The sequence below is a fragment of the Kytococcus sedentarius DSM 20547 genome (assembly GCF_000023925.1).
GTDB lineage: Bacteria > Actinomycetota > Actinomycetes > Actinomycetales > Dermatophilaceae > Kytococcus > Kytococcus sedentarius.
In genome coordinates this window covers 2,564,689-2,578,128 of sequence record NC_013169.1, presented here as the reverse complement: position 1 = coordinate 2,578,128, position 13,440 = coordinate 2,564,689, and the positions used below count along the sequence as shown (strand labels likewise).

Annotated in this window: 15 protein-coding genes; 12 read left to right on the top strand and 3 right to left on the bottom strand. The window is 72.2% G+C overall.

Going from position 1 to position 13,440, the window contains the following annotated elements:
- The first annotated feature begins 63 nt into the window (after nucleotides 1–63).
- From KSED_RS12220 to KSED_RS12210, 3 genes are all read left to right on the top strand, one after another.
- Entirely contained in the window at nucleotides 64–363 is a 300-nt protein-coding gene (locus KSED_RS12220; protein WP_237699535.1) for an AbrB/MazE/SpoVT family DNA-binding domain-containing protein, read from the top strand.
- Nucleotides 360–764 (top strand): type II toxin-antitoxin system VapC family toxin, encoded by a 405-nt coding sequence (locus tag KSED_RS12215; RefSeq protein WP_015780387.1) that lies wholly within the window; start codon nucleotides 360–362, stop codon nucleotides 762–764. The genes KSED_RS12220 and KSED_RS12215 overlap by 4 nt, the downstream gene beginning before the upstream one ends.
- 88 nt (nucleotides 765–852) lie before the next feature.
- Nucleotides 853–1,665 (top strand): MerR family transcriptional regulator, encoded by an 813-nt coding sequence (locus tag KSED_RS12210; protein WP_015780386.1) that lies wholly within the window; start codon nucleotides 853–855, stop codon nucleotides 1,663–1,665.
- Here the strand turns inward: KSED_RS12210 and KSED_RS12205 are convergent.
- Together KSED_RS12205 and KSED_RS13885 are read right to left on the bottom strand one after the other, a co-directional pair.
- Nucleotides 1,653–2,834: a trans-sulfuration enzyme family protein gene (locus KSED_RS12205; RefSeq protein ID WP_015780385.1), complete on the bottom strand. Its 1,182-nt coding sequence runs from the start codon at nucleotides 2,832–2,834 to the stop codon at nucleotides 1,653–1,655. The two genes, KSED_RS12210 and KSED_RS12205, sit on opposite strands and share 13 nt — an antisense overlap.
- A 98-nt stretch (nucleotides 2,835–2,932) precedes the next feature.
- A complete protein-coding gene (locus tag KSED_RS13885) occupies nucleotides 2,933–3,838 on the bottom strand; it encodes a TPM domain-containing protein (RefSeq protein WP_015780384.1) in 906 nt (301 codons plus the stop codon).
- A 197-nt stretch (nucleotides 3,839–4,035) separates the two neighbouring features.
- On the opposite strand from KSED_RS13885, the gene KSED_RS12195 reads away from it, so the two are divergent.
- From KSED_RS12195 to KSED_RS13880, 4 genes are all read left to right on the top strand, one after another.
- Nucleotides 4,036–5,418 (top strand): hypothetical protein, encoded by a 1,383-nt coding sequence (locus KSED_RS12195; protein WP_143827387.1) that lies wholly within the window; start codon nucleotides 4,036–4,038, stop codon nucleotides 5,416–5,418.
- 76 nt (nucleotides 5,419–5,494) lie between these two features.
- A complete protein-coding gene (exaC, locus tag KSED_RS12190; protein WP_015780382.1) occupies nucleotides 5,495–7,015 on the top strand; it encodes an acetaldehyde dehydrogenase ExaC in 1,521 nt (506 codons plus the stop codon).
- Entirely contained in the window at nucleotides 7,016–7,576 is a 561-nt protein-coding gene (locus KSED_RS12185) for a DUF779 domain-containing protein (protein ID WP_015780381.1), read from the top strand.
- Between the two features lie 28 nt (nucleotides 7,577–7,604).
- Nucleotides 7,605–8,150 (top strand): GNAT family N-acetyltransferase, encoded by a 546-nt coding sequence (locus KSED_RS13880; protein ID WP_015780380.1) that lies wholly within the window; start codon nucleotides 7,605–7,607, stop codon nucleotides 8,148–8,150.
- A gap of 69 nt (nucleotides 8,151–8,219) precedes the next feature.
- On the opposite strand, the gene KSED_RS12175 is transcribed toward KSED_RS13880, so the two are convergent.
- Nucleotides 8,220–8,939, bottom strand: a complete 720-nt coding sequence (locus tag KSED_RS12175) for an AIM24 family protein (protein ID WP_015780379.1) — start codon at nucleotides 8,937–8,939, stop codon at nucleotides 8,220–8,222.
- A gap of 158 nt (nucleotides 8,940–9,097) precedes the next feature.
- Between KSED_RS12175 and KSED_RS12170 the strand changes: the two genes are divergently transcribed.
- The 5 genes from KSED_RS12170 (at nucleotide 9,098) to KSED_RS12150 (ending at nucleotide 13,378) form a co-directional block, all read left to right on the top strand.
- Complete coding sequence (locus KSED_RS12170) at nucleotides 9,098–9,613, top strand: MarR family winged helix-turn-helix transcriptional regulator (RefSeq protein WP_015780378.1); 516 nt, start codon at nucleotides 9,098–9,100, stop codon at nucleotides 9,611–9,613.
- On the top strand, nucleotides 9,610–10,251 hold the full coding sequence (gene tmk, locus KSED_RS12165) for a dTMP kinase (RefSeq protein WP_015780377.1): 642 nt from the start codon (nucleotides 9,610–9,612) through the stop codon (nucleotides 10,249–10,251). Before KSED_RS12170 ends, tmk begins: the two co-directional genes overlap by 4 nt.
- The gene (locus tag KSED_RS12160) at nucleotides 10,244–11,428 is read left to right on the top strand and encodes a DNA polymerase III subunit delta' (RefSeq protein ID WP_015780376.1); all 1,185 of its coding nucleotides are present in this window, start codon (nucleotides 10,244–10,246) and stop codon (nucleotides 11,426–11,428) included. Before tmk ends, KSED_RS12160 begins: the two co-directional genes overlap by 8 nt.
- Nucleotides 11,425–12,972 (top strand): alpha/beta hydrolase, encoded by a 1,548-nt coding sequence (locus KSED_RS12155; RefSeq protein ID WP_015780375.1) that lies wholly within the window; start codon nucleotides 11,425–11,427, stop codon nucleotides 12,970–12,972. The genes KSED_RS12160 and KSED_RS12155 overlap by 4 nt, the downstream gene beginning before the upstream one ends.
- Nucleotides 12,973–13,042: 70 nt before the next feature.
- Nucleotides 13,043–13,378 carry a YciI family protein gene (locus KSED_RS12150; RefSeq protein WP_015780374.1) on the top strand — a complete coding sequence of 112 codons (336 nt, stop codon included), beginning with the start codon at nucleotides 13,043–13,045 and terminating at the stop codon, nucleotides 13,376–13,378.
- Nucleotides 13,379–13,440 lie beyond the last annotated feature (62 nt).

Sequence of the window (13,440 nt, the reverse complement as noted above, 5' to 3'; positions counted from 1 at the left end):
AGTCCGGCGACGGTGGGGCCACCGCTTTTCCTCCCGCAGGACCCGCGGGGCTCCCTTGCCACCATGTCCCAGACCTCCTTACACTCCGGTAAGGAGGTGGCGGACATGGTGATGGCGACGATGTCGAGCAAGGGGCAGGTGACCATGCCCAAGGAGGTGCGTGAGGCGCTCCACCTTGCGACCGGGTCCCGCGTGGTCTTCGAGCCGGCCGGTGAGGGCGAGTACGTGGTACGGGCGGTGAGGGGCTCGGGCTCCTTGGCAGACCTGGCCGGGTGCCTTCCCCGGCGGGGCGCCCCCGTGACCCTGGAGCAGATGGAACGGGCCGTGGCCGACGGTGCTGCTGCGTCGGGGGCGTCCGGGTGATCGCCCTGGACACCAACGTCCTGGTCCGCCTCCTGGTACAGGATGACGAGGAGCAGTCGCGGCTGGCGCGCGAGGTCGCGGCCGGCATCACGCCGGCGGACCCCGCGTTCGTGGCGGTGGTGGTGTGGGTGGAGAGCTTCTGGGTCCTGACGCGCGCGTACGACCTCCCCGCGGCGCAGGTGCTCGGCGCGTTCAGCGACCTCCTGGACCGGGACGAGGTGTGCAGCGAGGCACCGCGGGCCGTCGCGCAGGCGGTCGTCGGGGCCCGTGGTGGGGCGGACTTCGCCGATGCCCTCATCGACGCCGTGGCCACCGGGCACGGGTGCGCAGAGGTGGTGTCGTTCGACCGCCGGGCGCAGCGACGGCTGGGCTGGATCGACCCGGCCGAGCTCCTGGGCTGAGATCTCCCGGCGGCCCCGCACGCCCGCCGACCGCGGCGCGTTCCCTGCATCGGCCATGCTTGACCCTGACGCAACGTGAGGCGGTGACATGGGTGCCATGACCGATTCCGACGACCTGACAGTCGGCCAGGTGGCCGAGCTCCTGGGCGTGACGGTGCGCACCCTGCACCACTACGAGGCAGTGGGCGTGGCCGGTGCATCGCACCGGACCTGGTCCGGCTACCGCCTCTACTCGCCCCGGGACGTCGCCCGCCTGGAGCGGGTCGTCTTCCTGCGACGCCTCGGCCTCTCCCTGGAGGAGATCGCCGCGGTGGCTGATGGGGGCGACGTCGCCCCCCGCCTGCAGGCGCGCCGCGATGAGGTCATCCGACAGGTCGAGCAGCTCACCGGAGTGCTCGACGCGATCGACACGGCACTGGAGGCCGAGATGAACACCGAGAAGAACCAGCCCGAGAACCACGGCTACCGCATCAGCCGGGCCGAGCAGCGCGAGATCTTCGGCGACTCCTTCGCCACGGACCTCGATGACTACCAGGCCGAGGCCGAGCAGCGATGGGGTGACACCCCGGCGTGGGAGCAGTCCCAGCAGCGCACGCAGACGTACTCGCGGAGCGACTGGGAGCAGGTGAAGGCCGAGTCCGACCAGATCCTCGCCGACCTCGCCGCCGCGATGCGGGCCGGCGAGCCGGCCACCTCCACCCGCGCCATGGACGTCGCCGAGGCCCATCGGCAGCACATCACGCGGTGGTTCTACGACTGCACGCCGCAGATCCACCGCGGGCTGGGTGAGATGTACGTCGCCGACGCCCGGTTCACGAGGACCTACGAGGACGTCGCGCCGGGTCTGGCCGAGTACGCGCGCGACGCCCACGCGGCCAACGCCGACCGTCAGGCCAGCTGAGCCAGCGCCTGCTCGAGGTCGGCGATGATCGCCTCGGCCGACTCGAGCCCGACCGACAGCCGCAGCACGTCCGCGGCCGGTCGGGCCTCGGCGGGCACGGGGCGGTGGGTCAGGGCCGCCGGGTGCTGGATGAGCGTGTCCACGCCGCCCAGGCTCACCGCGTGCACGATCATCCGGCACGACTGCGCCACCGTGGAGGCTGCCTCATAGCCCCCGGCCAGGCGGATGGCCAGCATCGAGCCCGGACCCCGCATCTGGCGGGCGACCAGCTCCGCATCGGCGCCGCCGGCCAGACCGGGGTAGTGCACCGCGGCCACCTCCGGGTGATCGGCCAACCAGCGGGCCACCTCACCGGCGGTGCGGGTGGCGGCCTCGACGCGCACGGCCAGGGTCTGCAGGCCACGGTGGGCGGTGTAGGCCACCTGCGGGGCCAGCAGCCCACCGGTCACGGCACGGACCTGGCGCAACCGCACCGCCCACTCGGAGGTGCACGCGATCGCGCCGCCCAGCAGGTCGCCGTGCCCGCCGATGGCCTTGGTCAGCGAGTGCAGCACCAACGCCACCCCGTGGTCGGCCGGGTTCTGCAGAATCGGGGTGGCGAAGGTGTTGTCCACCAGCACCGGCACGTCCCCGGCCGCAGCCACCACCGCATCGAGGTCCACCAGCTCGAGGGTCGGGTTGGCCGGCGTCTCGACCACCACCAGACCCGTGCGCTCGGTGATCGCGGCGGCGATGCCGTCGGCCTCCACCCAGCTCACCTCGGTGCCCAGCAGCCCGGTGCCCAACAGGTGGTCGGTGCCGCCGTACAGGGGGCGCACCGCCACCACGTGGGGTGTGCCCGCCGCGACGCAGGCCAGCAAGGATGCCGCCACGGCCGCCATCCCCGAGGCGAACGCCACCGCCTCGTCGGTGTGCTCGAGCTCGGCCAGGGCGTCCTCGAAACGCGCGACGGTGGGGTTCCACAGCCGCTGGTAGACGAACGACTGCCCCTCACCCGGCCGCCCGCCGCCCGCGAGCTGCTCGTAGGCCTCCCCGCCGGCCTCGACCTCCGGCAGGGGCGACGTGCTGGAGAGGTCGATGGGGGCGGCGTGCACCCCCATCGAGGTCAGGTCGTGGCGTCCGGCGTGGACGGCTGCGGTGCGCGGGTCGAGCGGTCCGGGTGTGCTCATGGGGGTGACTCCTTTGGCTGTGGTCCGTCTCACACTAGAGGGCGTCGAAACAGCCTCGGAGGGGGGTCACCCCTGCCTCCTACAGCGCCTGGCCGGCCTCAGTAGCTGCCGCTGGCCCCACCCCCGGTGAAGCCCCCGCCGCCGCCGAACGAGGACGTGCTCGTCGAGCTGGGGGAGGGCGCCCCCATCGCGGTCGGGTTGGCGGCGTACAGCGGGATCCATGCGGCGTACGCGAACGGTACCCCGTTCGGCAGCGGCTCCGCGCCGTGCTGCTTGCGATAGGAGTGGAAGGCCTCGAACTCCTCGTCGGTCGGCTCCGCCAGGCTCGGGTCCTCCCGGCGGGCGTCGCGGATCAGCTGCTGGGTGAGCTCCTTCTCCTTCTCCTCCTGCGCGGCGAACCGGCGGTAGCTGCGCACACCGAGCCATCCGGCCAGGAGTGCGCCGACCCCTCCCAGAATGCCGGCCACCCACGCCACGACCTTCTGCCACGGCTCCCAGGCGAAGGGCTCCCCGCCGCGCGCGAGCTCGTAGACCGCATCGATGCCCTCGGTGTACCCCGCGGCGAACTCGTCGTCACCGAAGTGGTCGGTCATGCGGTCCACCACCTTCTCCGCGTCGCCGTCGGAGACGTGCTCCCGGGCGCCGTCGGCCACCTCCAGGCGCACCTGGCGGTCCTGCTCGGTGTGCAGCACCAGCACGCCGTTGTCCTTCCCGGCATCCCCGACGCCCCACGCGGTGGCCACCCGGCGCGCGTAGTCCTCGAGGTCCTCCCCCTCCAGCGACTCCACCGTCAGCACCGCGACCCGCGCCCCGTCGGTGGAGCGGTTCCCCTCATCGATGCGGGCGTTCACCTCGCGCTCCTCGGCGTCGCTGAGCAGGTCGGCGCCGTCGACGACGTTTCCCTGCTCCGGCGGGGCCGGGACGTCCAGGGCCAGTGCCGCCGTGGGCGTCATCAGGATGCCGCCGGCCAGCGCGCTGGCGGCGAGTGCACGGTGGGTGTGCATTGTTCCCCTCCTGGCGGGGCCCTCGAGTGACCCCCATCACGAATTTCTTGTGCTGCCGCACCCTAACGAGCCGACGGCGCGCGGGCGGTTCGGTGGCCCCCGGGGGTTCGGTACGGTCGTCACCGGGAGGGCGAGTCCCTCCCAGGTCACGGAGCGGCCACACCGGGCCGCCACGCAGCAACGGAGGGAGGGCGCCCATGCGCCCAGCACGTCGGGGAACGCGTCGGATGGTGCAGGGGGCGGCAGTGGCCGTCTGCCTGGCGGTGGGGGTGACCGCGTGCAGCGGTGACTCCGAGGGGGACGAGAGCTCGAGTCCCGCCTCCAGCAGCAACGCCTCGGGGGAGAACTCCTCCGAGGGGGGATCGCCCACCTCGGAGGACGAGGGGTCGGGTGAGCCCTCGAGCAGTGACGGCGAGTCCGCTGAGCCCAGCGAGTCCGGTGACGCGTCCGCTGAGCCCAGTGAGTCGAGTGAGTCGAGCGATGCGTCGGGCGAGTCGGGTGAGTCGAGCGAGCCGGGCGACGCGTCAGGCGAGTCGGGCGATCCCTCTCGTGACGAGCAGGGCCAGGGGAAGGACAAGGGCAAGGACGGTGCGTGGGCGAAGAAGGTGCCCGCCGGTGAGGCCCCGCCGCAGTTCGTGGTGATCTCGTGGGACGGCGCCGGGGAGACCCCGCTGGAGCAGGGCGTCTCCCGCTTCCGCACGGCCGGTGACGAGTCCGACGCCACCATGACCTTCTTCCTCTCGGGCCCCTTCCTGGCCACCGGACCGGAGGTCAAGGAGATCTACGACCCGCCCAACCACCCCAAGGGCATGCAGCACATCAAGCCGCGCACCCGGCAGATGGTCATCGACACCACGCGCGAGCTGGCGGCGGCCCTCGAGACGGGCCACGAGGTCGGCACCCACTACAACGGGCACTTCTGCGGCCCGAAGGGTGGCGGTGACTGGTCCGTGAAGCAGTGGCACCAGGAGATGGACGAGTGGTACGAGTTCGTCGAGCGGTGGGAGGGCAAGACCCCCATCGAGGGTGGGACGGCCCTGCCCAAGGGGCTGGCCCGCAGCGTCGAGGGTGGGCGCACACCCTGCCTGGAGGGCGTGGAGAACGCCCAGAAGGCCGCGGCCGAGGACGGCTGGACCTACGACTCCTCCAGCCTGGACATCGTGCGCTGGCCCGAGAAGGCCCACGGCATCTGGAACATCCCGATGCCGTCGGTGCACATCAAGGGCATGGAGGAGCGCATCGTCCCGGCCATGGACTACAACTGGTTCGCCGCCTTCAACACCTGGGCCCCGGACATGCCCAACGACGAGCGTGGTCGGGTGATGCAGGAGACCTACGACCTGGAGCTGGAGAAGGCGCTCAAGGGCAACCGGGCCCCGCTGATCCTGGGCAACCACCTGGCGGCCTGGGACGACGGCACCTACCTGGACGCCATGGAGCGCTTCACCCGGGAGCAGTGCGTCCGCGAGGAGGTCAACTGCGTCTCCTTCAAGGAGCTGGTCGACTTCCTGGACGCGCAGGACCCCGAGACGCTCGCCGCATGGCGCGAGGTGCCCCCGGGTGGCAAGGGTCGTTGGTGACCTGAGCCCTCTGGTCAGAACCCCGGCTGGCACCTAGGCTGCACGTGACGCACACCACATCCACCAGGAGGTCGTCATGACGCAGTACGCCAAGCCGGGGTCCGACGGGTCGCTCATGACCTACAAGGACCGGTACGACAACTTCATCGGGGGCCAGTGGGTGCCGCCCGTGGGGGGCGAGTACTTCGACGACCCCAGCCCGGTCGACGGGCAGGTCTTCACGCAGGTGGCGCGCTCGAGTGAGGGCGACGTCGAGAAGGCCCTCGATGCGGCGTGGAAGGCCGCCGAGACGTGGAACCGCACGACGGTGGCCGAGCGGGCGATCATCCTGAACAAGATCGCCGACCGCATGGAGGAGAAGCTCGAGCAGCTGGCCGTCGCCGAGACCTGGGAGAACGGCAAGCCGGTCCGCGAGTGCCTGGCCGCCGACATCCCGCTGGCGATCGACCACTTCCGCTACTTCGCCGGCGTCATCCGCGCGCAGGAGGGCACCCTCTCCCAGCTCGATGAGGACACGGTCGCCTACCACTTCCACGAGCCGCTCGGCGTGGTCGGGCAGATCATCCCGTGGAACTTCCCCCTGCTCATGGCCACCTGGAAGCTCGCCCCCGCGCTGGCCGCGGGCAACTGCGTGGTGATCAAGCCCGCCGAACAGACCCCGGCCTCCATCCTGTTCCTGATGGAGCTGATCGCCGACCTGCTGCCCGACGGCGTCATCAACGTGGTGAACGGCTTCGGCGCGGAGGCCGGCAAGGCGCTGGCCTCCAACCCGCGCATCCGCAAGGTGGCCTTCACCGGTGAGACCACCACCGGCCGGCTGATCATGCAGTACGCCAGCGAGAACCTCATTCCGGTGACCCTGGAGCTGGGTGGCAAGTCGCCCAACGTGTTCTTCAGCGACGTGATGGACGCCGACGACTCCTACCGCCAGAAGGCGCTGGAGGGCTTCTCGATGTTCGCCCTGAACTCCGGTGAGGTGTGCACCTGTCCCTCGCGTGCCCTGGTGCAGGAGGACATCGCCGACGAGTTCCTCGACCTCGCGGTGGCGCGGGTGAAGAAGATCCAGCGCGGCAATCCGCTGGACACCGACACCATGATCGGCGCCCAGGCCTCCAGCGACCAGTTCGAGAAGATCACCAGCTACCTGGACATCGGCAGGCAGGAGGGCGCCCAGCTGCTCACCGGCGGCTCGCCCGCATCGGTCGAGGGCCTGGAGAGCGGCTTCTACGTGGAGCCCACCATCTTCCGCGGGGACAACTCGATGCGGATCTTCCAGGAGGAGATCTTCGGTCCGGTGCTGGCCGTGACCACGTTCACGGACTTCGACGACGCCATGCGCATCGCGAACGACACGCTGTACGGCCTCGGCGCCGGCGTGTGGAGCCGCAGCGGAGCCACCGCCTACCGGGCGGGCCGGGCCATCCAGGCCGGGCGCGTGTGGACGAACTGCTACCACCAGTACCCGGCGCACGCGGCCTTCGGCGGGTACAAGCAGTCCGGCATCGGGCGCGAGAACCACAAGATGATGCTCGACCACTACCAGCAGACCAAGAACCTGCTGGTGAGCTACTCCGACGACCCGGCGGGGCTGTTCTGAGTGGTCGACACCCGACGCCCTGACACCCTCGGCGGGCACGTCCCGCCGAGGGTGATCGCCCTGCCCGCCGGGCTCGACCTGCTGCGCCGGCTGCGGGACCGCCACGGGGCGCTGATGCTGCACCAGTCCGGCGGCTGCTGCGACGGGTCGGCGCCGATGTGCTATCGCGACGGGGAGTTCCGTGTGGGGCAGCGCGACGTGCAGCTGGGCGTGCTCGACCTCGGGGCTGAGGCTGGGCAGGCCCCCATGGCAGCGCCGCAGGGCACCGACGCCGTCCCGGTGTGGATCTCCGGGCCGCAGTTCGCCGCCTGGCAGCACACGCAGTTGGTGATCGATGCCGTCCCGGGACGCGGCTCGGGCTTCAGCCTCGACGCGCCGGAGGGCGAGCGCCTGCTGACGCGCTCGCGGGTCTTCGAGACCGAGGAGATGGAGGCCCTGGAGCGTCACCCCGCGCTCACCGGCTCACAGGTCGATGCGGGCAAGCAGCCGCCGTTGCCCACCGACCCCGTGGTCGTGGCCGAGGTGGCAGAGGCCTGCCCGTTGCCGCTGCGCCGTGGCTGACCCGGGTCGCCCGGCTACCGTGCGGCGCATGGACCTCCCCGCGCCACTCATCCTGACCACCGAGCGCTGCCGCGTGGAGGCGCTGACGCCCGCTGACGCCGAGGTGGTGTTCGCCTACCGGTCGCAGCCGGAGGTCTGCCGCTACCTGGGGCACGCGGCGTGGACCGATCTCGACCAGGCGCGGGAGTGGATCACCGACTCCCCAGCCGAAGGGGGCGGCCGGCTCGGCATCCACGCCGACGGCGTCCTCGTGGGTGACGTGATGCTACGTGCGCGTCCGGCGGCCGCGGTGGACGGCGCCAGCGCGCCGGCCCACGTCGCGAGTCTCGGCTACGCCTTGCACCCCGACCACCAAGGGAAGGGGCTGGCCCGAGAGGCCGTGGGGGCCGTGGTGCAGGCAGGCTTCGAGCGGTGGGGGCTCCACCGCATCGAGGCACGCGTCTTCACCGGCGCCCGGCCGTCCTCGCGGCTGCTGGCGGACCTCGGCTTCACCCGCGAGGGTGTGTTGCGCCAGGTGGTGTGGAGCCGTGAGGGCACCTGGTTCGACGACGAGGTCTGGGCCCGTCTGGTCTGAGAAGCGGTGGAGGGTGGGGCAGGGCCCCGGGTGGCCGGGCCATCCGGGGCCCTGCTCCGGTGGGGAGGGTCAGTTGAAGAGGTCGCCCAGGCCGCCGCCACCGCCGCTGGAGCCGGACCCGGCGTGGGCCACGTTCTCCGCCGGCTGCACCACGACGTGGCCGTTGCCGGAGAAGGCCATCTGGAAGGTCTCGCCCGTGCCACCGCGCACCAGCGAGCCGATGCCGCCGGTGTCCACCCGCACGTCCATGCGCGTGCCGGCGGTCCACAGGACGGCGGCCTGCGGGTCCACGAAGGTGTTGCCGCCGGAGACGTCCAGGGCCACCGGCTCGCCCTTGGTGGTCACCGCGACGTAGCCGGTGCCGCGCAGGGAGACGTTGTACAGGCCGCCGGTCATGGCCGCGCCGCGGGCCTGGATGCGGTGGATGTCCCAGTCGATGGAGTGGGAGAAGGCCAGGACGTTCTGGCCGTTGATGCTCAGCTCGTCGTTCTCCATGTAGAGCACCTGGATGTCAGCGGCCTTGTCGGCCACGAACAGCTCACCGCTGCCCTCGGCCTCCATCATGTCGACGCCCTCGCCGGTGACCGCGGACTTGAACATCTTGCCGATGCCGCCGGAGCCCTTGTTCTTGAAGCGGATGTCGCCCTGGTAGGCCACCATCGAGCCGGAGCGCGCCCAGACGGGGCCGTACTGCATCTGGATCTTCAGCAACTTCTTGTTCTGCAGCATGAACTGGTCGTTGCCGGTGATTTCCTCGTACTGGTCGAACAGCTTGCCGTGAAGCGCCATGGTTCCTCCTGGTGTCGCGGTCGGTCGTCCGGGTGATGTCCCTCACGCTAGCCACCCAGGACCTGTTCCCGCTGCCCGTCCACAGGCGGATGTGGGCGCGGGCCACGCGGTCCACAGCGGCCAGGGGGCTGTCCGCGGGCCCGGATAGAGTCGCCCCCATGCACAACGAGGGATCGACGGGGGACGGCCAGTGGCTCAGTGACACCGAGCAGGTGGTGTGGCGGCGCTGGGTCACCCTGCGCACCGACCTGCAGGCGTACCTGAATCGCTCCCTCCAGGAGGACGCGGACCTCTCCATCTCGGACTACGAGGTCATGGTGATGCTCTCCGATGCGGAGTGCGACTGCCTGCGCGTCTCGGAGCTCGCGCGGCGGGTGGGCTGGGAGCGCAGCCGCCTCAGCCACCACGTGAGCCGCATGGAGAAGCGGGGCCTGGTGGCGCGGGCCACGGCCTCGGACGACGCCCGGGGGGCCGACATCCGCCTCACGGAGGCCGGGCGCGCTGCGCTGGAGGCGGCCGCGCCGGGGCACGTGCGCGACGTGCGGGCGGTCTTCTTCGACGGCATGGCGCCCGAGGAGCTGATGGCCCTGGACCGGCTCACCGCCCGCATGATGGAGCGCCTGCGCCCCGGCGACGACCTGGGGCGGCCGGTGACGGGGGCCGGTCCGTCGTGACGGTAGCCGGGCACGGTCTCTTCGTCGCCCTGGAGGGGGGTGACGGGGCCGGCAAGTCCACGCAGATCAGGCTGCTCGTGGAGCACCTTGCGGGCCAGCACGCCGGGCGGGAGGTGGTGGTGACCCGGGAACCGGGCGGGACCGACCTCGGCCGCCGCATCCGCGAGCTGCTGCTGCACGGTGACCACGTGGCTCCGCGTGCCGAGGCCCTGCTCTTCGCCGCCGACCGGGCCCACCACGTCGAGTCCCTGGTGCGTCCGGCGCTGGACCGTGGCGCGGTGGTGGTGGGCGACCGCTACGTCGACTCCTCGATTGCCTACCAGGGCGCCGGCCGGGACCTCGATGCGGTGGAGGTCGCCTCCATCTCCCGCTGGGCCACCGAGGGCCTGGTGCCGGACCTGACCGTCCTGCTCGACGTGGACCCGGCCACCGGGCGGAGCCGCCGCGGGGCGGAGCACGACCGGCTGGAGGCGGAGCCGACGGCCTTCCACGAGCGGGTGCGGCAGCACTTCCTGGACCTCGCGGCCGCGGCGCCGCAGCGCTACCTGGTGCTCGATGCCTCCCGGCCGCCGCAGGAGCTGGGCGCCGAGGTCGCCCGGGCCGTCGACGGGCTGCTGGAGGGGGTACTCCGTGCGTGACGGCGTCTGGAGTGCCCTGGTGGGGCAGGAGGAGCTGGCCGAGGGGCTGGCCCAGGCCGTGGCCGACCCGCGCCGGCTGACGCACGCCTACCTCTTCACCGGGCCGCCCGGGTCGGGCCGCTCCACGGCCGCCCGCGCCTTCGCCGCGGCGCTGCTCTGTCCCGATGGTGGGTGCGGCTCCTGCCGGGAGTGCCGCAGCGCGCTGGACGGTACCCACGCCGACGTGGAGGTCGTGAACACCGAGGGCCTCTCGATCTCCGTGCGCAACGCCCGGGACCTGGCCATGGCGGCCGCCCACCACCCGTCGGTGGGGGCGTGGCGCATCATCGTCATCGAGGACGCCGACCGCCTCACCGAGCAGGCCGCCGACGCGTTGCTGAAGGCGCTGGAGGAGCCCAGCCCGCGCACCATCTGGATGCTGTGTGCGCCCTCCCCGCAGGACGTGATCGTCACCATCCGCTCGCGCTCGCGGCACCTGTCCCTGCGCACGCCGCCGGTGCAGGCGGTCGCCGAGCTGCTCGAGTCGCAGGGGGTCGACGCGGCGATGGCGGCCTACGCGGCGCGGGCGGCGCAGTCCCACATCGGGGTGGCCAAGTGGCTCGCACGCGACGAGGCCGCCCGGGCCCGGCGTCACCGCGTGACCCGCATCCCCGCCGAGCTCACCGGTCTGGGGTCGGCCCTGCGCCAGGCCGCCACGCTGCACGAGGTGGCGACCTCCGAGGCGAAGGCGGAGGCCGAGCAGAAGGACGTCGCCGAGCGCGAGGAGCTGCTGCGCCTGAACGGGGCGGACCCGGCGGCGCGCACGCAGCCCCCGGCGATCCGCTCCCAGCTCAACCAGCTGGCCAAGGAGCAGAAGGCGCGCGCGACGCGGCGGGTGCGTGACGTCATCGACCGCACCCTCGTGGACCTCGCCTCGGTCTACCGCGACGCGCTGCTGCTGGCGGTGGGCGCGGGGCAGATCGAGCTCGTGAACCCGCAGAACGTCGCCGAGCTGGAGCAGCTGGCACGCACCACCTCCGCTGACAACCTGCTGTGCTGCCTGGAGGAGATCGACCGCGCGCGTACCCGCATCGCGGAGAATGTCATGCCCCTGCTCGCCCTGGAGGCCATGCTGGTCTCGCTGGGCGGTCTGCAGAGCGACGCAGGGCGCGCAGGCGCCCGGGAGGGACGACGATGACGAAGCGGACCGCGGGGGCCTGGCTGGCCGCGGCGCTGACGGCCGTGGTGGGGGTGGCCGGGTGCACCGACGGGTTGCCGGGGTCCGTCCCCAGCGACCTGCGCGAGCCGCCGGCCGAGGAGTCGCTGCCGGCACCCGCCGAGGGGTTGGCGCACTTCCACGAGCAGCAGCTGGACTGGGGCGACTGCGACGGGGGCCAGTGCGCCACGCTGACCGTGCCGGTGGACCACGACGAGCCCGCCGGCGAGACGATGGAGCTCGCGCTGTTGCGGGTGCCGGCGAAGGACCAGGGCAACCGCATCGGGTCGCTGGTGGTGAACCCCGGTGGGCCCGGGTCCAGCGGTATCGCCTACGCCCAGGCTGCGGACGCCATCGTCGGCAAGGACGTCCGCAAGTTCTACGACGTGGTGGGCTTCGACCCCCGCGGGGTGGCCGCCTCCGAGCCGGTGGACTGCGTGGACGACCGCACGCTCGACGCCTTCCTGGGCCTGGACACCACCCCCGACGACCCGTCCGAGCGTGATGCGGTGGCGCGGACCACCGAGGACTTCGTGGCCGGGTGCGAGCGCGAGCTGGGCGACCGGCTGGAGCACATCACCACCGAGGCCTCCGCGGCGGACATGGACATCCTGCGCGGTGCGCTGGACGACCCGCGGCTGAACTACCTCGGGCTCAGCTACGGCACGCAGCTGGGCGCCACCTACGCCGAGCGCTTCCCCGAGCGGGTGGGTGCCTTCGTCCTCGATGGCGTGCTGCCCACCGACCTCGACTCCCTGGACATCGGCCTGGGCCAGGCGCGGGGCTTCGAGCGCGCCACGAACGCCTACCTGCAGTGGTGCGTGGACGAGGGCGACTGCCCGCTGGGCGACTCGCCCGAGGCCGCGGCCGACGGGCTGCGGGAGCTGGTGGCCCGCATCGACGAGGACCCGCTGCCGCTCGGGGAAGACCCGCACGTGGACCGGCTCACCGTGGGGTGGGCCACCTATGGGCTGGCGGCCGCGATGTACAGCGAGGACAGCTGGCCGGCGCTCACCCAGGCCCTCGGTCTGGCGCAGGACGGGCAGGGTCGGGGCCTGATGGCGCTCGCCAACTCCTATGCCGACCGCACGGCCGGTGGGCAGTACGCGAGCAACCTGATGGAGGCGTTCAACGCCTACACCTGCAACGACCGGGTGGGGGACTCCCAGGGCAGGTCCGACGAGGAGATCCGGGCGGCCTTCGAGCAGGAGGCACCGCTGTGGGGCGAGTTCCTGCTGGGCGAGGTGTCGCTCTGTGAGGACTGGCCGGTGGAGCCCGCCGAGCCGTTCGAGGCGGTGGCGGCCGGGAGCGAGCCCATCCTGGTGATCGGCACGACCCGCGACCCGGCCACGCCGCTGGAGTGGGCGGAGGCGGCCGCCGAGTCGTTGGAGAACGGGCACCTGTTGACCCTCGATGGGGACGGCCACACGGCCTACCGGCGCGGTAACGCGTGCATCGACTCCGCCGTGGACGACTACCTGCTGACCGGTGCCGTGCCCGAGGACGATGCGGCCCGCTGCGACTGATCACCCCCGCTGTGACTCACACCGTCCGCGGGGCCTCCCGCGTGGCGACACCCGTGAAGGAGAACCACCGATGACGGACCAGCCCACCTCCTCGACCACGCCGGCCCCCGCGCCGGGCGCCGCACCCACCTTCTTCGTGGTGCGCCTGACCTACACCGCTGCCCTGGAGGAGGTGGATGCGGTGCGCGACGACCACCGCGCCCACCTGCGGGTCGCGGTGCAGCGGGGTCTCATCGTGGCTGCCGGGCCGCAGGACCCGCGCACGGGCGGTGTCATCATCGCCCGCGGCGCGCGGGACGAGCTAGAGGCCCATCTGGCGGACGACCCCTACGTGACCCACGGGCTGGTGGAGGTGGACATCACCCCCTTTGCCGCGGTGACCCTGGCGCCTGCTCTGTCCGCCTGAGGCGCCTCGGCATTTGGCGCTGCTCGCTGGCCTGGCGTAGGATCGGCGCTCGCATCACCACG

Bases quoted from the DNA above. Each gene is read 5' to 3' on its own strand.
- KSED_RS12155 (WP_015780375.1), top strand. From the start codon at position 11,425: ATGACGAAGCGGACCGCGGGGGCCTGGCTGGCCGCGGCGCTGACGGCC.
- KSED_RS12150 (WP_015780374.1), top strand. From the start codon at position 13,043: ATGACGGACCAGCCCACCTCCTCGACCACGCCGGCCCCCGCGCCGGGC.
- KSED_RS13880 (WP_015780380.1), top strand. From the start codon at position 7,605: ATGGACCTCCCCGCGCCACTCATCCTGACCACCGAGCGCTGCCGCGTG.
- KSED_RS12175 (WP_015780379.1), bottom strand. From the start codon at position 8,939: ATGGCGCTTCACGGCAAGCTGTTCGACCAGTACGAGGAAATCACCGGC.
- KSED_RS12210 (WP_015780386.1), top strand. From the start codon at position 853: ATGGGTGCCATGACCGATTCCGACGACCTGACAGTCGGCCAGGTGGCC.
- KSED_RS12220 (WP_237699535.1), top strand. From the start codon at position 64: ATGTCCCAGACCTCCTTACACTCCGGTAAGGAGGTGGCGGACATGGTG.
- KSED_RS12205 (WP_015780385.1), bottom strand. From the start codon at position 2,834: ATGAGCACACCCGGACCGCTCGACCCGCGCACCGCAGCCGTCCACGCC.
- KSED_RS12195 (WP_143827387.1), top strand. From the start codon at position 4,036: ATGCGCCCAGCACGTCGGGGAACGCGTCGGATGGTGCAGGGGGCGGCA.
- KSED_RS12170 (WP_015780378.1), top strand. From the start codon at position 9,098: ATGCACAACGAGGGATCGACGGGGGACGGCCAGTGGCTCAGTGACACC.
- exaC (WP_015780382.1), top strand. From the start codon at position 5,495: ATGACGCAGTACGCCAAGCCGGGGTCCGACGGGTCGCTCATGACCTAC.
- KSED_RS13885 (WP_015780384.1), bottom strand. From the start codon at position 3,838: ATGCACACCCACCGTGCACTCGCCGCCAGCGCGCTGGCCGGCGGCATC.